Source organism: Kitasatospora sp. NPDC093806, from assembly GCF_040683335.1.
GTDB lineage: Bacteria > Actinomycetota > Actinomycetes > Streptomycetales > Streptomycetaceae > Kitasatospora.
In genome coordinates this window covers 1-21,653 of record NZ_JBFBDO010000029.1, presented here as the reverse complement: position 1 = coordinate 21,653, position 21,653 = coordinate 1, and the positions used below count along the sequence as shown (strand labels likewise).

Here is a 21,653-nt window from a genome sequence, read left to right as displayed (position 1 = left end):
GAACCGCCCCCGGAAGATCCGGCAGGCGCCCGATGCCCGGCACCCCCCTGGGAGAGGAAGCTTTAGCCCAGAAGGAAACGGCACCACCGAAACCCTTGAGGGGACACACCGTGATCGAGTACGAGCTCATCAAGCAGCACGAGTACGAACTCCAGGCCCAGGCCCGGCACGAGCGTCTGGTCCGCGAGGCCAAGACGGTCAAGCGCACCGGCTGGCGCCCGAACGTCGGCTTCCGCGCCCAGCGCCGCACCGTCCGCGCGACCGAATGCTGACGAACCGGCACCAAGGTGCCGAGCAGGACACGGAGGGGGAGACGCCGCAGGTCGGCGCCTCCCCCTCCGGGCGTACGGGGGCCGGGATAACCCCTCGGACGGCGCAGGACGTTTATGGCATGCTCGCCTCCATGCAACAGATATCGGTGAGTCCCGTCTTCGTCGGCCGCGCCCCGGAGCTCACCGATCTGACCGACGCGCTGCGGCGGGCGGCCGCCGGCGAGCCGCAGGCCGTGCTGATCGGCGGCGAGGCCGGCGTCGGCAAGACCCGGCTGCTGGAGGAGTTCCTGCGCCAGGCCGACGAGCAGGGCGTGCTCACCACTCTCGGCGGCTGCCTGGAGGTCGGCGCCGAAGGGCTGCCGTACGCCCCGCTGGCCACCGCGCTGCGCCGGCTGCACCGCACCCTGGGCGCCGGACTGGAGACCGCCGCGGCCGGCCTGGAGGGCCATCTCGCCCGGCTGCTGCCCGACTTTGGCGAGGCGGACGGCGAACCCAACGACGAGTACGGCCGGGCCCGGCTGTTCGAGCACACGGCACTGCTGTTCGAACGGCTCGGCGCGGAACGTACCCTCGTGCTCGCGGTCGAGGACCTGCACTGGTCCGACCGGTCCACCCGGGAGCTGCTCGCCTACCTGGTCCGCACCCTGCACCGGGCCCGCGTCCTGCTGGTCGCCACCTACCGCAGCGACGACCTGCACCGCCGCCACCCGCTGCGGCCCTTCCTGGCCGAGCAGGAGCGGCTGCGCACCGTGCGGCGGATCGAGCTGGAGCGGTTCGGGCCAGGCGAGGTCGCCGCCCAGCTGGCCGGCATCCTCGGCACCGAGGTGGCCGACCGGCAGCTGGTCGAGCGCATCCACCGCCGCTCCGAGGGCAACCCGTTCTTCGTCGAGGAGCTCGCCACCGCCTTCCGGGAGGGCTGCTTCGCCGGCCTCACCGACTCGCTGCGGGACATCCTGCTGGTCCGGGTCGAGGCGCTGGACGAGCCCACCCAGCGGGTGCTGCGGATCGCCGCCGAGGGCGGCTCCTACGTCGAACACGCCCTGCTCGCCGCCGTCCTGGACGACGAGGAGGAGCTGATCGACTCGCTCCGCTCGGCGGTCGGCGCCAACATCCTGCGCCCGGACACCGACGGCGACGGCTACCGGTTCCGGCACGCGCTGGTCCGCGAGGCCGTCTCGGACGACCTGCTGCCCGGCGAGCGGCACCGGATCAACCGCCGCTTCGCCGAGGCGCTGGAGGCCGAGCCGCAGCTGGTCGGCGCCGACGTCCGGCCCGCCCGGCTGGCCAACTACTGGTACCACGCGCACGATCCCGGCCGGGCCCTGCCGACCGCCCTGGACGCCGCCCGGGAGGCCCGGCGGCGCAACGCCTTCGCCGAGCAGCTGCGGATGCTGGAGCGGGCCCTGGAGCTCTGGGACGAGGTCCCCGAGGACCGGCTCACCGGCACCCTGCGGCCCTACGACTGGGCCGAGACCTACCCGCCGTGCTCCTGCGACGCCGACGCGCACGACGAGGACTGCGACCGGCTCTGCCTGATCGACGTGCTGGCCGAGGCGGTGGTCGCGGCCCGCCGCAGCGGGGACCGCGAGCGCGGCCTGAGCCTGTCCCGGCGGGCGCTCAAACTGGTCGACGAGACCGAGCACCCGGCCCGCGCCGCCTGGTTCCGGATCAACCGGGCCCGGATGCTCGGCCACCTGCGCCGCTCCGGGGACACCGAGGAGATCGCGCACGCGCACCGGCTGGTCGAGCACCTGCCGCCGTCCGCCGTCCAGGCCGAGGTGTTCGCGCTCGGGGCCGGCGCCGCGATGCTCTCCAACCCCCGCCCGGAACTGGTCGAACTCGCCGAGCGCGCGGTCCGGATCGCCCGCGAGGTGGGCGCCCACGCGGTCGAGCAGCACGCCCTGATGACGCTCGGCGGGCTGCGCAACGACCTGGACGCCGACCCGGACGCGGCGGTGGCCCAGCTGACCGCGGCGGTCGAGGCCTCCCGCCGGCTCGGCGCCCCCGACCTGCTGCTGCGCGGCATCAACAACCTGGCCTCCATGCAGCGCGGGCTCGGCCGGGCCGAGGAGGCCGCCGCGCTGGCCCGGGAGGGGCTGGAGGCGGCCCGCGGCAACGGCCTGCAGCGCAACATCGGCACCATCCTGACCGGCAACCTCGCCGAGGCGCTGATGGACCTCGGGCGGATCGACGAGGCCGAGCGGGTGCTCGCCGACGGCGACCTGACCAGCCCGACCGGCACCCACGCGGAGTTCCTGGACCGGATGCGGGGCGAACTCGCGCTGCTCCGCGGCGACCTGCCCGCCGCCGCCGGGATGCTCGCCCAGGCCCGGGTGGCCAACCGGGTCGGCCAGATCCAGCACTCCATCCCGATCAGCCGGTTGGCGCTGCGGGTCGCGGTCCGGGCCGGCCGCCCGCTGGACGCCCGGGCGGAGCTGATCGCCGCGCTGGACGGCGACTTCCCCTGCGGCTACCTGGCCGACGTCTACCCGCTGCTGGCCGACGGCGCGGCCGTCGAGGCGGACAGCCGGGGCCTGCCGGAGGCCGAGGCGGGCCGGGCCGCCGTGCTGGCCCGGATCGCCGCGGTGGCCGCCGGGCTGACCCCGACCGCGCCGCTGCACCACGGCTGGGCCCGGTTGCTGGCGGGCGAACTGGCCCGGGCCGAGGGGGCGGACACCCCGGCGCACTGGGCCGCCGCGATCGAACAGCTGCGCGCGACCGGCCTGCCGTACCCGCTGGGCCACGCGCTGCTGCGGGCCGGCGAGGCCGAGGTGCTGGCCGGCCGCCGCGAGACCGGGGCCGAACTGCTGCGCGAGGCACGGGAACTGGCGTCCGCCCGGTCCGATGTCGGGCTGCGCGCCGAGATCGACGCGCTGGCCGACCGGGCCGGCCTGGCGCTCACCGCGCGCCGTCCCGCGCCCGCCCCGGCGGCACCGGCCGTGGACTCCTTCGGCCTCACCCCCCGTGAGCGGGACGTGCTCCGGTTGCTCGCCCGGGGGCGCACGAACCGGCAGATCGCCGAGGAACTGTACATCTCGCCGAAGACCGCCAGCGTGCACGTCTCCAACATCCTCGGCAAGCTCGCGGTGACCGGCCGGGGCGAAGCCGCCGCGCTGGCCCACCGGTTGCGGCTGTTCCCCGAGGATCTGGCCCCGTCCGGCCGCTGACCGCCCGCCGTCGGCCGGCCGGCCGGCCGGGTCCGCACCCGTCCGGCCGCCGACCGGCGGGCGCCGCCGCGTGCTCCCGTGCGCGCCGCGTGAGCCCCCGCCCGCGCGCCCCCGCCAACCGGCCCGTTTCGGCGGAATCGGGTGCAATTCCCCGCCTCCGCACCATTACTCTAAGTTGAGTGTGCGTGTCATTGAGTGACCGAAGTGGTGTAGGGTCCCGAACGGGAACATCGGTGTGGCGAGGCGGCCCGCGGGCCCCCCGTCCCCTGGGCCACCGCCCTGACGGGGCGCCAGGTCACCGCGTACGGCCACCAGGCGCGCGGCCGGTGGTCCGTGGCCGGGGCGCCAGGTCCCGGTCCGGAGGGGGAGAGGTCGAGTGAGCTCCACCGACGCGGTGCTGCCCGGGGCCGGACGACCGGAGGTGCCGGACGCCGACCTGCCCGTGAGCAGCCCGCCCGTGAACGGCCAGCCGGTGAACAGCCCGCCGGTGAACAGCCCGCCCGACAGCCGGCCGGTGACCGGCCGGCCCCGGCACAGTGCGCCCGCGGCCGCTCCACCGGCCCGCCGCCCGGCCGTGGGCCGACCGGCCGTCGGCGGCCCTCCCCTCGGCGGCCCACCCGCGCCCCGTCCGGCGGCCGGCCCCGGCAGACCCGGGGCGCTCGGCCGGGCGCTCTACAGCCGGAAGCTGCCCGGCGCCGCCCTCGCCCTGCTCTGCCTCGCCTACACCCTGGGCGCGGCACTCGGCTGGGGCTCGCGCCAGCTCGCCGTCTTCATGGGCGACTTCGGCCTGGCCGCGGCCGCCCTCGCCGCCGCGCTCTCCTGCCTCGCCTACGGCTGCACGGTCGGCGGCCACGCCCGCCCGGCCTGGCTGCTGTTCGGCCTCTCCTCGCTCATGGTCGCCTTCGGCAACGGCACCTGGGGCTGGTACGAGCTGGTCGAACGGACCCCGCTGCCGCAGAACTCGCTCGCCGAGTACGCCTTCCTGCTGTTCGCCCCGCTCGCCATCACCGGCGTCCTGGTGCTCGCCCAGCGCCCGCGCACCGCCGCCGGCTGGCTCTGCCTGCTGCTGGACGGCTGGCTGGTGGCCGGCTCGCTGTTCACCCTCAGCTGGAGCCTCGCGCTCGGCCGCACCGCCGCCGGCGAGGCCGGCTCCCCGCTGCGGCTGGCCCTCAACCTGGCCTACCCGGTGCTGGACATCCTGCTGGTCTCGCTGGTCGTCGGCCTGCGCTTCGGCGGCCGGGACGGCAACCGGGCCGCCGTGCACACCGCGATGGTCGGCCTCGCCGTCACGGTGCTGTGCGACGCCCTGTTCACCTCGCCCGAACTGCGCGGCAGCTACCACTCCGGCGAGCTCCTGGACGCCGGCTGGTTCGCCGGCAGCCTGCTGCTCGCCTGGGCGCCCTGGTCCCCGCGCTGGCGCCGCCCGCAGCTGCGCGAACACCCCGCGCTCGGCGGCCTGCCCCGCCGCCGGGTCGCCACCACCTTCAGCGCGCTCACCCCGTACGCGGCCGCCGCGGTCTGCACCGCCGGCATCCTCTACAACGCCCTCGGCGGGCGCTCGCTGGACCGGGTGGTGGCCTCGGCCGCCTGCACCGTCGGCCTGGCGCTGATCCTGCGGCAGGGCATCATGCTGCTCGACAACCTCTCGCTGGCCCAGGAACTCGCCCACAAGGAGGCGCACTTCCGCTCCCTGGTGCAGGGCTCCAGCGACGTCATCATGATCGCCGGGGCCAACGGCGTGCTCTCCTACGTATCCCCGGCCGCGCTCGGCGTCTACGGGCGCGATCCGGAGGAGCTGGTTGGCGGCAACCTGCTCGACCTCATCCACCCCGAGGACATCGACCGGGTGCTGCTGGAGGTCCGCCGCTTCCTGGCCCGCGGCCGGCTCGCCGCCCACCGCGACCCGGGCGCCGAGCCGCTGCCCGCCGCCCGGGTGGAGTGCCGGATCAGCTCCGGCGACGGCGAGTGGCTGCACGTCGAGTCGACCGTCGACCGGTACCGCGACGGCCTCATCCTGAACAGCCGCGACGTCACCGAACGGGTCATGCTCCAGGCCCAGTTGCAGCACAACGCGTTCCACGACCCGCTCACCGACCTGCCCAACCGGGCGCTGTTCACCCAGCGGCTGCGCGGTGCGCTGGCCGCCCGCAGTCCGCAGGACGAGGCGGGCGCCGGGGTCGCGGTGCTCTTCCTCGACCTGGACGGCTTCAAGGCCGTCAACGACACCGCCGGCCACCAGGTCGGCGACGAGCTGCTGGTGCAGGCCGCCCGCCGACTCCAGGGCGCCGTCCGCTGCGGGGACACCGTCGCCCGGTTCGGCGGCGACGAGTTCGCCGCCCTGGTCTGCGGCCCGCTCGGCCGGCTCCAGGTCCAGGAGCTCGCCGAACGGCTGCGCACCGCGCTCTCCGAGCCGTACTGGATCGGCGGCACCGAACTCAGCGTCGCCGCCAGCATCGGCATCGCCTTCGGCACCCCCGAACGCGGCCCGGCCGCCGACCCGCGGGCCGCCGCCGACGAGCTGATGCGCAACGCCGACCTCGCGATGTACCGCGCCAAGTCCGAGGGCAAGGGCCGGGTGATGCTCTACACCCCGGCCATGCGCGCCGACCTGGAGCGCCGCACCGAGCTCGACGAACGGCTCCGCGCGGCCGTCCGGGAGGGCGGCTTCACACTGCTCCACCAGCCCGTGGTGGACCTCGCGACCGGCGTGGTCACCGCCGTCGAGGCCCAGGCCCGCTGGCGCTCCAGCCAGGGCCTGCTGCTCACCCCGGCCGAGTTCCTGCGCTCCACCGAGCACGGCGACGCCGCCGCCCGGTTCTCCCGCTGGCTGATCCGCGAGGCGGTCACCGCCGCCGCGCTGCGCCGCGGCCTGCCCGCCCGCGGCCGCCCCGGCACCCCGCCCGTCCCGGTCTCGATCCGGCTCTCCGCCGAGCGGCTCTGCTCGCCCGGCCTGTACGAGGCGGTGGTCGCGGCGCTGCGCGACAGCGGGCTGCCCGGCGGCCAACTGATCGTCGAGGTGGCCCGGATGGGCCCGGACGAGCTGGCCGACGAGCTGGGCCGCCGGCTGGCCGCGCTGCGCCGGCTCGGCGTCTCCACCGCGCTGGCCGGCTTCGGGGCCGGCAACGGCTCGCTCGGCTCGCTGGCCCGGCTCCCGTTCGACGGCCTCAAGCTGGACCGCGCGCTGGTCCAGGACCTGGGGGAGTCGGCGCTCGGCCGGACGCTGGCCGGGCACGCCCTGCGGCTGGGCCGCGACCTCGGCCTGGTCACCGGTGCCGAGGGGGTCGACCTGCCCCGCCAGGTGGCCGTGCTGCAGGAGCTGGGCTGCCGCCAGGTCCAGGGCTCGGCCTTCTCCGCGCCGCTGGACGAGACCCGGCTGCGGCGCGCGCTGGCCCGCCGGGCCTTCCCGGTGCCCCGGCCGCTCGGCTCGCTCGCGGCCCGGCGCGGCTACCTGGCCGCGGACACCCGGACGAGTGGCCGCGGCGAGCCCGGCGGGGGACGTGTCGTACCTCACCACAACGGCTCCGACCTGCCCGAACACCGGGCCGTCGCCGGTCCGGGAGGGGGTCCGCATGGCGAGACTGTCGTCCCACCTGCTTGACAGTCGACCCTTGACGGGAGGAAGGTCGTTGCCATGCGCACCCGAATTCTCGTACTTGGCGGGCGCGTCGGCTGAGCGGGCCATGCCCCGCTTGTGACAGACCGACGCGCCACCCCTCGCATGCCCCCGGGCACGAGGGGTTTTTTGTTGCACTGACGCTGTTCCACCACCGCAAGACCCCTGGCCCCGAGCCCCCTCGAAAGGGACGATTGGGGCAGAGCCGGCGATCGGCCCGCAAGCGGGACCCCACCCCTCGACCCCGGGGCCCGCAACCACCGGGCCGGCCAGAACCGAGAAGAGACAGGCAGATGACTGAGCACGCCGCATCCCCCCGCCGCGGGGACACCCCGGCCGCCCACGCTCCCGCTCCCCAGCACGTCGTCGAGACCATGACCGGAGCCCAGTCGCTCATCCGCTCGCTGGAGGCCGTGGGCGCGGACACCGTCTTCGGCATCCCCGGCGGGGCCATCCTTCCCGCGTACGACCCGCTGATGGACTCGACCAAGGTGCGCCACATCCTGGTCCGTCACGAGCAGGGCGCCGGCCACGCGGCCACCGGCTACGCCCAGGCCACCGGCCGGGTCGGGGTCTGCATGGCGACCTCCGGCCCGGGCGCCACCAACCTGGTGACCCCGATCGCCGACGCGTACATGGACTCGGTGCCGATCGTCGCGATCACCGGCCAGGTCGCCTCCAAGGCGATCGGCACGGACGCCTTCCAGGAGGCGGACATCTGCGGCATCACGATGCCGATCACCAAGCACAACTACCTGGTCACCGACCCGGCCGAGATCCCCCGGGTGATCGCCGAGGCGTTCCACATCGCCGCCACCGGCCGCCCCGGGCCGGTCCTGGTCGACATCGCCAAGGACGCCCTGCAGGCCACCACCACCTTCCGCTGGCCGGTCGAGACCTCGCTGCCCGGCTACCGCCCGGTGACCAAGCCGCACGCCAAGCAGATCCGCGAGGCCGCGAAGCTGTTGGTCACCGCCAAGCGCCCGGTCCTGTACGTCGGCGGCGGCGTCGTCAAGGCCGGCGCCACGGCCGAGCTGCGGATCCTGGCCGAGCTGACCGGCGCCCCGGTGGTCACCACCCTGATGGCGCTCGGCGCCTTCCCGGACAGCCACCCGCAGCACCTGGGCATGCCCGGCATGCACGGCTCCGTCCCGGCCGTCACCGCGCTGCAGAAGTCGGACCTGCTCTTCACCCTCGGCGCCCGCTTCGACGACCGGGTCACCGGCAAGCTGGACAGCTTCGCGCCGTACGCCAAGATCGTCCACGCGGACATCGACCCGGCCGAGATCGGCAAGAACCGCCCGGCCGACGTGCCGATCGTCGGCGACGCCCGCGAGGTGCTGGCCGACCTGATCGTCGCCGTCCAGGCCGAGTTCGACGCCGGCCACAAGGGCGACTACTCGGAGTGGTGGGAGCGGCTCGACGAGTGGAAGAAGACCTACCCGCTGGGCTACGAGCCCGCCCCGGGCGGCCAGCTCTCCCCGCAGCAGGTGATCGAGCGGATCGGCCGGCTGGTCGGCCCGGACGCGATCTACGCGGCGGGCGTCGGCCAGCACCAGATGTGGAGCTCGCAGTTCATCCGCTTCGAGAAGCCGGGCACCTGGCTCAACTCGGGCGGCGCCGGGACCATGGGCTACGCGGTGCCGGCCGCGATGGGCGCCAAGGCGGGCCGTCCGGAGTCCGCGGTCTGGGCGATCGACGGCGACGGCTGCTTCCAGATGACCAACCAGGAGCTGGTCACCTGCGCCCTGAACGACATCCCGATCAAGGTCGCGGTCATCAACAACGGCTCGCTGGGCATGGTCCGCCAGTGGCAGACGCTGTTCTACAACCAGCGCTACTCCAACACGGTGCTGCACTCCGGCCCCGGCCACGACGGCATCGAGCCGCCGGCCCAGGGCACCCGGATTCCCGACTTCGTGCTCCTCTCCGAGGCGATGGGCTGCGTCGGTCTGCGCTGCGAGCGCCCCGAGGACCTCGACGCGGTGATCGAGCAGGCGATGGCGATCAACGACCGCCCGGTGGTCATCGACTTCATCGTCCACCAGGACGCCATGGTCTGGCCGATGGTCGCGGCCGGCACCAGCAACGACGAGATCCTGTTCGCCCGGGGCGTGCGCCCCGACTTCGGCGACGACCTCGACTGAGCCCCCCACCGGAACGACCTAGGGAACTGACGACCCAATGTCCAAGCACACCCTCTCCGTCCTGGTCGAGAACAAGCCCGGCGTGCTCGCCCGGATCGCCGCGCTGTTCTCCCGTCGGGGTTTCAACATCGACTCCCTCGCCGTCGGCCCGACCGAGCATCCGGACGTCTCCCGGATGACCATCGTGGTCAACGTCGAGGACCTCCCGCTGGAACAGGTCACCAAGCAGCTCAACAAGCTCGTCAACGTGATAAAGATCGTCGAACTCGACCAGTCCGCTGCGATCCAGCGGGAACTGGTCCTGGTGAAGGTCCGCGCCGACAACGAGACCCGGTCGCAGATCGTCGAGATCGTCCAGCTGTTCCGCGCCAAGACGGTCGACGTGTCCCCGGACGCGGTGACCATCGAGGCCACCGGCAGCTCGGACAAGCTGGAGGCCATGCTCCGGATGCTGGAGCCTTACGGCATCAAGGAGTTGGTCCAGTCCGGCCTGGTCGCCATCGGACGCGGCGCCCGTTCGATCACGGACCGCTCGCTCCGGGCCCTCGACCGCAGCGCATAACCGCCCGCCCGTCGCCCGCCACCACCCTTTCAGCGACGCGCCGGCGCGCGGCACCGCCTGTTGTCTCAAACCCTGAAGCACCGCCCCAAACCTTCGCCGGTCCGCATACGGTAGGAACCACCGCAGACCCGGCAATCCACTCGCAAGGAGATGTGCCCCCGTGGCCGAGCTGTTCTACGAAGACGACGCCGACCTGTCCATCATCCAGGGCCGCAAGGTCGCGGTCATCGGCTACGGAAGCCAGGGCCACGCCCACGCGCTGTCGCTGCGCGACTCGGGCGCGGACGTCCGGGTCGGTCTGAAGCCGGAGTCCAAGTCCCGCGCCAAGGCCGAGGAGGCCGGCCTGCGCGTGGTCACCCCCGCCGAGGCCGCGGCCGAGGCCGACGTCATCATGATCCTGGTCCCGGACCCGATCCAGGCCGACGTCTACGAGGCGGACATCGCCCCGCACCTGAAGGCCGGCGACGCGCTGTTCTTCGGCCACGGCCTGAACATCCGCTTCGGCTTCATCAAGCCCCCGGCCGACGTCGACGTCTGCATGGTCGCCCCGAAGGGCCCGGGCCACCTGGTCCGCCGCCAGTACGAGGAGGGCCGCGGCGTCCCCGCGATCGTCGCGGTCGAGCAGGACGCCTCCGGCAAGGCCTTCGACCTGGCGCTGTCCTACGCCAAGGGCCTGGGCGCCACCAAGGCCGGCGTCATCAAGACCACCTTCACCGAGGAGACCGAGACCGACCTGTTCGGTGAGCAGGCCGTCCTCTGCGGTGGCACCGCCGCCCTGGTGAAGGCCGGGTTCGAGACCCTGGTCGAGGCCGGCTACCAGCCGGAGATCGCCTACTTCGAGTGCCTGCACGAGCTGAAGCTCATCGTCGACCTGATGTACGAGGGCGGCCTGGAGAAGATGCGCTGGTCGGTCTCCGAGACCGCCGAGTGGGGCGACTACGTCACCGGCCCGCGGATCATCACCGCGGACACCAAGGCCGAGATGAAGAAGGTCCTCACCGAGATCCAGGACGGCACCTTCGCCAACACCTGGATCGCCGAGTACAAGGCCGGCCTGCCCAAGTACAACGAGTACAAGAAGGCCGACGAGGACCACCTGCTGGAGACCACCGGCAAGAAGCTGCGCAAGCTGATGAGCTGGGTCAAGGAAGAGGCCTGAGTCTCCCCGGGCCCAAGCCCGTTCCGGGTGCTACCGATTTTGTAACGCCCTTGTACAACTAGGCTGCTCTCGTCCGGGTGATTTCGCCGGACGGGAGCAGCCTGGCACTCAGCCCGTCGATACACTTCCGAGTGCGCGTCAGGCCCACAGCGTCGTGCGTCTACCTACGCGGCATGCCACCTTCCCCCCGCCTTCCACGCCACCTACGTGCCGGGGGAACCGGACAGTTAAGGACACACTGTCGTGAGCACTGTGACATCCAAGACCGCCGTTGTACTGATCGCCGAAGAGCTGTCGCCCGCCACCGTCGACGCCCTCGGGCCCGACTTCGAGATCCGCCACTGCAACGGCGCCGACCGCACCGAACTGCTGACCGCGATCGCGGATGTCGACGCCATCCTGATCCGCTCCGCCACCAAGGTCGACGCCGAGGCGCTGGCCGTCGCCCGCAAGCTCAAGGTCGTCGCCCGGGCCGGCGTCGGTCTCGACAACGTGGACGTCTCCGCCGCCACCAAGGCCGGCGTCATGGTCGTCAACGCGCCGACCTCCAACATCGTCACGGCCGCCGAGCTCGCCTGCGGCCTGCTGATCTCCGTCGCCCGCAACATCGCGCCGGCCAACGCCGCGCTCAAGCAGGGCGAGTGGAAGCGCAACAAGTACACCGGCGTCGAGCTGAGCGAGAAGGTCCTCGGCGTCGTCGGCCTCGGCCGGATCGGCGTGCTGGTCGCCCAGCGGATGTCCGCCTTCGGCATGAAGATCGTCGCGTACGACCCCTACATCCAGGCCGCCCGGGCCGCCCAGATGGGCGTCAAGCTGGTCTCGCTGGAGGAGCTGCTGGAGGTCTCGGACTTCATCACCGTCCACCTCCCGAAGACCCCGGAGACCATCGGCCTGATCGGCGACGAGGCGCTGCACAAGGTCAAGCCGACCGTCCGGATCGTCAACGCCGCGCGCGGCGGCATCGTCGACGAGGAGGCGCTGGCCGCCGCCCTGCGCGACGGCCGGGTGGCCGGCGCCGGCCTGGACGTGTACGCCAAGGAGCCGTGCACCGACTCGCCGCTGTTCGCCTTCGACAACGTGGTGGCCACCCCGCACCTGGGCGCCTCCACCGACGAGGCCCAGGAGAAGGCCGGCATCGCGGTCGCCAAGTCGGTGCGCCTCGCGCTGGCCGGCGAGCTGGTGCCGGACGCGGTCAACGTCCAGGGCGGCGTGATCGCCGAGGACGTCCGCCCGGGCCTGCCGCTGGCCGAGAAGCTCGGCCGGATCTTCACCGCGCTGGCCGGCGAGGTCGCCGTCCGGCTCGACGTCGAGGTCCGCGGCGAGATCACCCAGCACGACGTGAAGGTGCTCGAACTCTCCGCCCTCAAGGGTGTGTTCGAGGACGTGGTGGCGGAGACGGTGTCCTACGTCAACGCCCCGCTGTTCGCCCAGGAGCGCGGTGTCGAGGTGCGCCTGACCACCTCCAGCGAGAGCCCCGAGCACCGCAACGTGATCACCGTGCGCGGCACCCTCGCGGGCGGCGAGGAGATCGCCATCTCCGGCACCCTGGCCGGTCCGAAGCAGATCCAGAAGATCGTCGGCGTGGACGCCTTCGACGTGGACGTGGCGCTCACCGACCACATGGCCTTCTTCAAGTACGAGGACCGCCCGGGCGTGGTCGGCGTCCTCGGCCGCCACCTCGGTGACGCCGGCATCAACATCGCGGGCATGCAGGTGGCCCGGGACGGCAGCGGCGCGCTGGCCTCCATCACGGTGGACAGCCAGATCCCGCAGGAGGTGCTGACCGCGATCGCCGCCGAGATCGGCGCCCGCTTCGCCCGCTCGGTCGACCTCGGCGCCTGACCTCGGCGCCCCCCGGGGCCCGGACCACCGTGTGAACGGCGGTCCGGGCCCCGTCGCGTTCCCCCGGGCCCCCGCTGGGTGCCTCCGGGCCCCGCTGCGGGCCTCCGGGCCCCGCTGCGGGCCTCCGGCTGCTGCCTCCGGGTGAGGGCCGTCTCAGATAGTAGGAAATCCAAGTATCCGTGCAGACACCGGCGGGCTCCGGCCGTACCGTGGAAGAGCCATACGGTGTGCCGCCCCTGTAGCCAGGGCGTGCGGCCCGTGTGCGCGTGCGCCTCCACGGGCAGGTGATCCCTGCCCCGCGCGTACCCCTCCCCGCTCGTCCGCCGCGCCCTCGCGCGTGCCGCTTCCAAGGAGCCCGGTATGCCCTCGACCGCAGACCGCCACGTCACCTCCGCCCCCGCCGCCCCGCAGACCCGCGCCCCGCGCCGCCGCCGGGCCGCCGAGCGGAACCCGTTCGCCGCCGCCGCGCTCCAGCGGGCGCTGGACCGCCGCGACAACGGCGGCGTGACCGGCCACCACTGACCGCGGGCCCGGGCGCGCCGCCCGGTGGCGTTCATCCGCCGAATGGGCCGTCCGGGGTGACGGTCCGTCACCCCGGAGAGTGCAAGTCGTCGTCGTTCGGGGGAAATTGCTCGCCCCGACCGCCGCGACGTTCCTAACTTGGGGCCCCCGGGAGGGTGATCGACGGCCGCACGGGCGGGCGTCAGCGGTACGGCACGCGGATCGGTTCCCCCGGCCGGGGGAGAGGACCCATGCGTCAGCCGCACGTCCGCCGACCGCTCGTCCGCCGACCACGCGCCCACCGGCCGCTCGCCCGGATCGGCCTCGCGCTGTCCCTGCTGGCCGGCCCGGCGCTGCTCACCGGCGCCGCCCCGGCCGCCGGCAGTCCGCCGCCGGCCGCCGCCGGGCGTACCGCCTCGGTCCTGCTCGAACTCGGCACCGAGCCCGCCGCCCCGGCCTGGCGGCGGGCCGGGGCCGAGGCCCGGCGGGCCCAGCGCTCCCCGGACGCCGTCCGCCGGGAGGCCGCCCGGGCCGGCGCCGCCCAGCGGGCGCTGGCCGGCAGCGCGCTGGACCGGCTCGCCGGGGCCGTCCACCAGGCCGTCCCGGCCGCCCGCGAGCTCTACCGCACCCGCACCCTGGTCACCGGCCTCGCCGTCACCGCGCCCGCCGACCGGCTGCCCGCGCTGCGCGCCCTGCCCGGGGTCGCGGCGGTCCACCCGATCGTCCGCAAGCAGCGCGACAACGCGCACGCGGTGCCGGTCACCGGCGCGCCCGCGGTCTGGGCCGCCCCGGACACCGCCGGCACCACCGGCGAGGGCGTGCGGATCGGCGTCGCCGACAGCGGCATCGACTACACCCACGCCGACTTCGGCGGCCCCGGCACCGAGGAGGCGTTCCGCTCCGTCGACGGCGCCGCCCCGGCCCCCGCCGGGCTGTTCCCCAACGCCAAGGTGATCGGCGGCCGGGACCTGGTCGGCGACGACTACAACCCCGACCCGGCCTCCCCGCACTACCAGCCCGACCCGCACCCCGACGACAACCCGATCGACTGCGACCGCAACGGCCACGGCACCCACGTGGCCGGCACCGCCGCCGGCCTCGGCGTCACCGCCGACGGCCGGCCCTACCGCGGCCCCTACCGGCCCGGCCTCGACCCGGCCGGCTTCCGGATCGGCCCCGGCGCCGCCCCCGGGGCCCAGCTGTACGCGATCCGGGTCTTCGGCTGCGACGGCTCCACCGACCAGCTCACCCAGGCCCTCGACGTGGCCGCCGACCCGAACGGCGACGGCGACCTCGGCGACCGGCTCGACGTCCTCAACCTCTCCCTCGGCAGCCGGTTCGGCGCCACCGACGACGCCGACGCCCTCGCCGTCGACAAGCTCGCCGCCCTCGGCACCGTCGTGGTCGCCGCGGCCGGCAACGAGGGCGACGTCTACGGCGTCGGCGGCAGCCCCGGCACCGCCCCCCGGGCGCTCGCCGTCGCCGCCTCCGTCGACCCGCACAGCGACGCCGACGGCCTCACCGTGCTCGCCCCCGAACCGCTCGCCGGGGTCGTCCCGGCCCACTGGAGCGCCCGCTACCAGGGCTGGTCGACCGCCGACGTGGCCGGGGAACTCGCCCTGCCCGCCGACCAGTCCGACGGCTGCGCGGCCTTCACCGAGGCCGACCGGCAGCGGCTCGCCGGGAAGATCGCCGTCCTCGCCTGGCGCACCCGCGAGTCCGAGCGCGCCTGCGGCTCCGGCCCGCGCGCCGACCACACCGCCGAGGCCGGCGCGATCGGCGCCCTGCTCGCCGCCGACGACGACCACCTCGCCGAGATCGCCGGCAACGACCGGGTCCCGCTCGCCCTGCTCGCCCGGGCCGACGGCGAGCGGCTGCGCCAGGGCGCCGCGGCCGGCCCGGTCCGGGTCCGGCTCGCCGCCCCCGGCAACCCGCTGCACGGCGTCGTCCCGCAGGACCAGCCGCAGCGGCTGGACACCCTCACCGACTTCACCTCGCGCGGCATCGGCGTGCCCGGCGTGGTCAAGCCCGACCTGGCCGCCCCCGGCGAGACCATCTGGTCCGCCAAGGTCGGCACCGGCACCGGCGGCCAGCGCGACGACGGCACCTCGATGGCCACCCCGCTGATCGCCGGGCTGGCCGCGCTGGTCCGCGCCGCCCACCCCGAGCTGACCGTCGAGCAGGTCAAGGCCGCGCTGATGAACACCGCCGGCGACACCTGGCTCGGCGACGGCGGCACCGGCCCCGTCTACGGCCCCGAGCGCACCGGCGCCGGCCGGGCCCGGGTGGACCGGGCCGTCCGCACCCCCGCCGTCGCCTACGCGGCGGGGGAGGGCGCGGTCGAGGGCGCCGTCGGCGTCTCCTTCGGGCCGGTCGCCGTCACCGGACCGCTCGCCCTGGTGCGCGAGGTCGAGGTACGCAACCTCTCCGCCGCCCCGGTCGCCTACCGGACCGGCTACGCGGCCGCCACCGAACTGCCCGGCGCCCGCTTCGACCTCGCCCCGGACCGGGTCGAGGTCCCGGCCGGCGGCACCGCCCGGGTCCGGGTCACCCTGTCCGTGCCCGGCGCCCTCGACCGCGTCCCCGACCCGACCATCGCCCGGCTCCAGGGCGGCAAGGCCCGCAGCTACCGGGGCGAACTCTCCGGCCGGCTGCTGCTCACCCCCGAGGACCCGGCCGCCCCCGAACTCCGGGTGCCGCTGCTCGCCGCCCCCCGCCCGGCCACCGACCTGACCGCGGGCCTCCAGGTCCGCAGCGGCCGGGCCGGGGCGCTGGCGGTGCTCACTGGCACCGGTGCGCCCGGCGACCGGCCCGGCCTGCTCAGCGCCTTCGCGCTGGGCGGCGAGGGCGCGCGCTGGCCGGACTGCCCGCCGAACAGCGGGGCTGCGGTCGGCCCCGGCGCGGGCATCGTCCCCGAGGACAGCACCGAGGAGGCGGCCGAGGTCCGGGACGTGTGCGTCGAACGCGCCGGCGACCGGGCCGCCAACCTGCGCGCCGCCGGGGCCGCCAGCGACGCGCCCGCCGTCACCGGCGACCCGCTCGCCCAGGGCCTGCTCTACCTCGGCGCCCAGGTCTGGGCCCAGGCCGCCACCCCGGTCGGCCTGTTCGGCGTCCGCGCCTCACTGGACACCGACGGGGACGGCGTCACCGACGTCCTGGTCAAGGCCGACCGGCTGCGCGGCAGCGACGTCCTGGTGGCCCGCGCCCTGGACGCCCGCACCGGCGCCGAGCTGGACGTCCAGCCGCTCAACGCCCGCTGGGGCGACACCGACACCGCGCTGCTGGACGGCGACGCGCTGGTGCTGCCGGTCCGGCTGAGCGCCCTGCCGGGCGTCCGCCCCGGGCACAGCACCGTCCGCTACGCCCTGTGGACCGGCCTCGCGACCGGCGGCAAGCCGGACCCGGCCGAGGCCTTCTCCGCGATCGGCCTGCGCGGCACCCGGCCCACCCTCACCATCGACGTCCTCAACCCCGCCGTCGACGTCCGCACCGGCCCCGGCGGCCCCGCCGCCATCGCCACCCCCGTCCACCCGGCCACCGTCCTCGACATCCGCCGCGCCGACGGCGACAAGTCCCGCGTCCTCCTCCTCCACCACCTCAACACCCCCGACCACCACACCCAGATCCTCACCCTCCCGTAACCCCACCGAGGGAGCGCCCACCAAAACCCGGGCGCTCCCTCTCCGGAGGGCTTCCTGTCCGGATGGTGGACGTGGGATGTCAGGCTCTGGGATGCCGGAGTAGCCTCCGAGCATGTCTCGCACCATTCGTCTCGCAGTAGTCCCCGGTGACGGCATCGGCCAGGAAGTGGTGGCCGAAGGCCTCAAGGTCCTCGGCGCGGTGCTTCCCGCCGACGTGAAGCTGGAGACCACCGAGTTCGACCTCGGGGCCCGGCGCTACCACCGCACCGGGGAGACCCTGCCGGACAGCGTCCTGGCGGAGCTCAAGGCCCACGACGCGATCCTGCTCGGGGCCATCGGCGACCCGAGCGTGCCGTCCGGCGTGCTGGAGCGCGGGCTGCTGCTGAAGCTGCGGTTCGCCTTCGACCACCACATCAACCTCCGCCCGGGGCGGCTCTTCCCCGGCGTCCCTTCGCCGCTCGCCGGTGACCCGGACATCGACTTCGTGGTCGTCCGCGAGGGCACCGAGGGCCCGTACGTCGGCAACGGCGGCACGCTGCGCACCGGGACCGAGCACGAGGTGGCCACCGAGGTCAGCCTCAACACCGCGTACGGCATCGAGCGGGTGGTGCGCGACGCCTACCGCCGGGCCCAGGCGCGGCCGCGCAAGAAGCTGACCCTGGTCCACAAGAACAACGTGCTGGTGCACGCCGGCCACCTGTGGACCCGGATCTTCGAGCAGGTCGGCCAGGAGTACCCCGAGGTCACCACCGACTACCTGCACGTCGACGCGGCGACCATCTTCTTCGTCACCCAGCCCGAGCGGTTCGACGTCATCGTGACCGACAACCTGTTCGGCGACATCCTGACCGACCTGGCCGCCGCCGTCACCGGCGGGATCGGCCTGGCCGCCAGCGGCAACATCAACCCGAGCGGCGAGTTCCCGTCGATGTTCGAGCCGGTGCACGGTTCGGCGCCGGACATCGCGGGCCAGGGCAAGGCCGACCCGACCGCCACCGTGCTGTCGGTCGCCATGCTGCTCGACCACCTCGGCCACGCCCCCGAGGCCGCCCGGATCGAGGCCGCGGTCGCCGCAGACCTCGCCGAGCGGACCGGAACCCGTACCACCGCCCAGGTCGGCGACGCGCTCGCCGCCCGAGTATCCGCCTAGGAGGCCGGAACCCGACAGACGGTGTTCCGGCCCAGGTGGGCCGGACCCCATAACGGCAGCTTGCGGATCTCGTAGCAGACCGCGGCTGTTCGGCACGGCCCTCTGGATGCGAGTATCGACAGTGGGCCGTGTCGTCGTGCGTCCGTTCCGGTGTGGTGCACCGGAACGTTCACCCGGCGGAGGCGGCCCGGACCAACCCCACGGTGAAGGACACACAGCCATGAGCACGCCCACCCAGGCGCCCATCACGTTCGACCTCAAGCCCTCCGCCCACCCGCTGTCCGACGCGGAGCGCGAGGCCCGGCTGACCAACCCCGGCTTCGGTCGCGTCTTCACCGACCACATGGTCACCATCCGCTGGACCGAGGGCCGGGGCTGGCACGACGCCCAGCTGGCGCCGTACGCGCCGATCGAGATGGACCCGGCCAACATGACCCTGCACTACGGCCAGGCGATCTTCGAGGGCCTCAAGGCCTACCGCCAGGCCGACGGCTCGATCGCGACCTTCCGCCCGGAGGCGAACGCGGCCCGCCTGCAGGCCTCGGCCCGCCGGCTGGCGATGCCGGAGCTGCCGACCGAGACCTTCGTCGAGGCCGTCGAGCTGCTCGTCCAGCAGGAGCGGAACTGGGTCCCGAACGAGCCGGAGCAGAGCCTCTACCTGCGCCCGTTCATGTTCGCCACCGAGGTCGGCCTGGGTGTCCGCCCGGCCAACTCCTACCTCTTCGTGATCATCGCCTCGCCGGCCGGCGCCTACTTCCCCGGCGGCGTGAAGCCGGTCTCGGTCTGGCTGTGCGAGGACTACGTCCGCGCCGCCCCCGGCGGCACCGGTGCCGCCAAGTGCGCCGGCAACTACGCCGCCTCCCTGATGGCCTTCGCCGAGGCCAGCGAGAAGGGCTGCGACCAGGTGGTCTGGCTCGACGCCGTCGAGCACCGCTGGGTCGAGGAGATGGGCGGCATGAACCTCTACTTCGTCTTCGGCGAGGGCGAGGACGCCAGGATCGTCACCCCGGAGCTGTCCGGCGCGCTGCTGCCCGGCATCACCCGTGACTCGCTGCTGACGGTGGCCGCCGACCTCGGCTACGCGGTCGAGGAGCGGAAGATCTCCACCGAGGAGTGGAAGCGGGGCAACGCCGACGGCACCCTCACCGAGGTCTTCGCCTGCGGCACCGCCGCCGCGATCACCCCGGTCGGCTCGGTGAAGTCCAACGGCGGCGACTGGACGGTCGGCACCGGCGAGCCCGGCCCGATCACCATGGAGCTGCGCCGCACCCTGCTCGCCCTCCAGGGCGGTCAGCACCCGGACACCCACGGCTGGATGCACAAGATCGTCTGATCGGACGGTCCCACCGGCCCCACCGGCCCCACTGGCCCACCCGTCCCGGATCGCGAGACGGGTGGGCCGCATGGCGAGCGCGTGTGCCACACTGCGAACGTGTCCACGCTGTCCCTGATTATTAGCAGCAGGCGCGCCGGTCCGCAGTGACCGCTTCCGCAGGACCCCATGCGGAGCGACCACCAGCGTCCAGACCCGCGCGCAGACCTCTCGCACCCGCGAGGGGTCTTTTTGTTTCCCCCGGACCGGCCGGAGCCCCCACAAGGGGCCGAGGGACACCGGGGAGCGCGCGGGATGCTGGACAGTGGAGCCGGATCAGAACCGGCAGAGCAGTACCCGACCTCCCGGAACGGAGAACCCAGGGTCATGACCCAGGCGAGCAACCTTCCCGACGACGCCTTCCACGTCTTCGACACCACCCTGCGCGACGGCGCCCAGCGCGAGGGCATCAACCTCACGGTGGCCGACAAGCTGGCCATCGCCCGGTACCTGGACGAGTTCGGGGTCGGCTACATCGAGGGCGGCTGGCCCGGCGCCAACCCCCGGGACACCGAGTTCTTCGCCCGCGCCGCCGCCGAGCTGGAGCTGGCCAACGCCCGGCTGGTCGCCTTCGGCGCCACCCGCCGGGCCGGCGGCAGCGCGGCCGACGACCCGCAGCTGGCCGCGCTGGTGAACTCGGGCGCGCCGGTGATCACCCTGGTCGCCAAGTCCCATGACCGGCACGTCGAACTGGCGCTGCGCACCACCCTGGAGGAGAACCTGGAGATGGTCCGCGACAGCGTCGCGTACCTGCGCTCCCGGGGCCGCCGCGTCTTCATCGACTGCGAGCACTTCTTCGACGGCTACCGGGCCAACCGGGAGTACGCGCTGGCCGTGGTCCGCACCGCCCACGAGGCCGGCGCCGAGGTGGTCGTGCTGTGCGACACCAACGGCGGGATGCTGCCGGCCGGCGTCCACGAGATCGTCGCCGACGTCCTCGCCCGGACCGGGGCCCGGCTCGGCATCCACGCCCAGGACGACACCGGCTGCGCGGTGGCCAACACCCTGGCCGCGGTCGACGCCGGCGCCACCCACGTCCAGTGCACCGCCAACGGCTACGGCGAGCGGGTCGGCAACGCCAACCTCTTCCCGGTGGTCGGCGCGCTGGAGCTGAAGTACGACCGCCGGGTGCTCCCGGCCGGCAGCCTCGCCGAGATGACCCGGATCTCGCACGCCATCGCCGAGGTGGTCAACCTCGCCCCGTCCACCCACCAGCCCTACGTCGGCTTCTCCGCCTTCGCCCACAAGGCCGGCCTGCACGCCTCGGCGATCAAGGTCGACCCGGACCTGTACCAGCACATCGACCCGGAGACGGTCGGCAACACCATGCGGATGCTGGTCTCCGACATGGCCGGCCGTGCCTCCGTCGAGCTCAAGGGCAAGGAGCTCGGCTACGACCTGTCCACCGACCGGGACCTGGCCGGCCGGGTGGTCGCCCGGGTCAAGGAGCAGGAGAGCCTCGGCTACACCTACGAGTCCGCCGACGCCTCCTTCGAGCTGCTGCTGCGCGACGAGGTGCGCGGCCGGCGCGAGCGCTACTACCGGCTGGAGTCCTGGCGGACCATCAGCGAGCAGGGCCCGGAGGGCACCGCGGGCAACGAGGCGACGGTCAAGCTGTGGGCCAAGGGCGAGCGGATGATCGCCACCGGCGAGGGCAACGGCCCGGTCGACGCGCTGGACAAGGCGCTGCGCACCGCGCTGGAGCGGATCTACCCGCAGCTGGCCAAGCTGGAGCTGGTGGACTACAAGGTCCGCATCCTGGAGGGCCAGCACGGCACCGGCTCCAAGACCCGGGTGCTGATCGACACCACCGACGGCACCGCCACCTGGTCCACCGTCGGGGTGGCGGACAACGTGGTGGCCGCCTCCTGGCTGGCACTGGAGGACGCCTACACCTACGGACTGCTGCGGGTCGGCGTGGAGCCGGGCGCGCAGTGACCGGCGCGGCGGCGCGGCCCGCGGACCGGAGGGTCCGGGGGCCGCACCGCGTCGTCGCGGGTCGGAGCCGGGTTCAGCGGAGCCGGGTTCAGCAGAAGCGGGTTCAGCGGAGCCGGGCGAGGAGGGCGTGCTCGACGAGGGTGATCAGGGTGCTCTTGGCGCTGTCGCGGCGTCGGGCGTCCAGGGTGACCACGGGAGTGTCGGGGCCGAGCTGGAGGGCCTCGCGGACCTCGTCGGGGGTGTGCGGCTGGTGGCCGTCGAAGCCGTTGAGGGCGACGACGAAGGGCAG

At 74.1% G+C, this 21,653-nt stretch carries 12 protein-coding genes and 1 pseudogene; 12 read left to right on the top strand and 1 reads right to left on the bottom strand.

What is annotated here, in order from left to right; translation table 11 throughout:
* The first annotated feature begins 110 nt into the window (after positions 1-110).
* The 12 genes from AB0N76_RS16840 (at position 111) to cimA (ending at position 21,364) form a co-directional block, all read left to right on the top strand.
* The gene (locus tag AB0N76_RS16840) at positions 111-272 is read left to right on the top strand and encodes a hypothetical protein (protein WP_363557723.1); all 162 of its coding nucleotides are present in this window, start codon (positions 111-113) and stop codon (positions 270-272) included.
* A gap of 131 nt (positions 273-403) precedes the next feature.
* The gene (locus tag AB0N76_RS16835) at positions 404-3,439 is read left to right on the top strand and encodes an AAA family ATPase (protein WP_363557721.1); all 3,036 of its coding nucleotides are present in this window, start codon (positions 404-406) and stop codon (positions 3,437-3,439) included.
* A 685-nt stretch (positions 3,440-4,124) separates the two neighbouring features.
* The gene (locus tag AB0N76_RS16830) at positions 4,125-7,037 is read left to right on the top strand and encodes an EAL domain-containing protein (protein ID WP_363557835.1); all 2,913 of its coding nucleotides are present in this window, start codon (positions 4,125-4,127) and stop codon (positions 7,035-7,037) included.
* Positions 7,038-7,345: 308 nt separating this feature from the next.
* Positions 7,346-9,199, top strand: a complete 1,854-nt coding sequence (locus AB0N76_RS16825; protein WP_363557719.1) for an acetolactate synthase large subunit — start codon at positions 7,346-7,348, stop codon at positions 9,197-9,199.
* 37 nt (positions 9,200-9,236) lie between these two features.
* On the top strand, positions 9,237-9,761 hold the full coding sequence (gene ilvN / locus AB0N76_RS16820; protein ID WP_030302941.1) for an acetolactate synthase small subunit: 525 nt from the start codon (positions 9,237-9,239) through the stop codon (positions 9,759-9,761).
* Positions 9,762-9,921: 160 nt separating this feature from the next.
* Complete coding sequence (gene ilvC / locus AB0N76_RS16815; protein ID WP_093860427.1) at positions 9,922-10,920, top strand: ketol-acid reductoisomerase; 999 nt, start codon at positions 9,922-9,924, stop codon at positions 10,918-10,920.
* Positions 10,921-11,172: 252 nt separating this feature from the next.
* Positions 11,173-12,762: a phosphoglycerate dehydrogenase gene (serA, locus tag AB0N76_RS16810; protein ID WP_363557833.1), complete on the top strand. Its 1,590-nt coding sequence runs from the start codon at positions 11,173-11,175 to the stop codon at positions 12,760-12,762.
* A gap of 360 nt (positions 12,763-13,122) precedes the next feature.
* Positions 13,123-13,284 (top strand): hypothetical protein, encoded by a 162-nt coding sequence (locus AB0N76_RS16805; RefSeq protein WP_363557717.1) that lies wholly within the window; start codon positions 13,123-13,125, stop codon positions 13,282-13,284.
* Between the two features lie 230 nt (positions 13,285-13,514).
* Positions 13,515-16,904, top strand: coding sequence for a S8 family serine peptidase (locus AB0N76_RS16800; protein WP_363557715.1), 3,390 nt, complete (start codon positions 13,515-13,517; stop codon positions 16,902-16,904).
* 112 nt (positions 16,905-17,016) lie between these two features.
* A complete protein-coding gene (locus AB0N76_RS16795) occupies positions 17,017-18,054 on the top strand; it encodes a 3-isopropylmalate dehydrogenase (protein WP_363557713.1) in 1,038 nt (345 codons plus the stop codon).
* Between the two features lie 220 nt (positions 18,055-18,274).
* Complete coding sequence (locus AB0N76_RS16790; protein WP_363557711.1) at positions 18,275-19,387, top strand: branched-chain amino acid aminotransferase; 1,113 nt, start codon at positions 18,275-18,277, stop codon at positions 19,385-19,387.
* A gap of 366 nt (positions 19,388-19,753) precedes the next feature.
* On the top strand, positions 19,754-21,364 hold the full coding sequence (gene cimA, locus AB0N76_RS16785) for a citramalate synthase (RefSeq protein WP_363557709.1): 1,611 nt from the start codon (positions 19,754-19,756) through the stop codon (positions 21,362-21,364).
* Between the two features lie 103 nt (positions 21,365-21,467).
* On the opposite strand, the pseudogene AB0N76_RS16780 reads toward cimA, so the two are convergent.
* Positions 21,468-21,653 (bottom strand): annotated as a pseudogene (locus tag AB0N76_RS16780) (ATP-binding protein); the annotation flags it as partial.

Coding starts and splice junctions, on each gene's coding strand:
- AB0N76_RS16790 (WP_363557711.1), top strand. CDS start 18,275: ATGAGCACGCCCACCCAGGCGCCCATCACGTTCGACCTCAAGCCCTCC.
- AB0N76_RS16825 (WP_363557719.1), top strand. CDS start 7,346: ATGACTGAGCACGCCGCATCCCCCCGCCGCGGGGACACCCCGGCCGCC.
- AB0N76_RS16800 (WP_363557715.1), top strand. CDS start 13,515: ATGCGTCAGCCGCACGTCCGCCGACCGCTCGTCCGCCGACCACGCGCC.
- AB0N76_RS16835 (WP_363557721.1), top strand. CDS start 404: ATGCAACAGATATCGGTGAGTCCCGTCTTCGTCGGCCGCGCCCCGGAG.
- cimA (WP_363557709.1), top strand. CDS start 19,754: ATGACCCAGGCGAGCAACCTTCCCGACGACGCCTTCCACGTCTTCGAC.
- ilvN (WP_030302941.1), top strand. CDS start 9,237: ATGTCCAAGCACACCCTCTCCGTCCTGGTCGAGAACAAGCCCGGCGTG.
- AB0N76_RS16805 (WP_363557717.1), top strand. CDS start 13,123: ATGCCCTCGACCGCAGACCGCCACGTCACCTCCGCCCCCGCCGCCCCG.
- AB0N76_RS16795 (WP_363557713.1), top strand. CDS start 17,017: ATGTCTCGCACCATTCGTCTCGCAGTAGTCCCCGGTGACGGCATCGGC.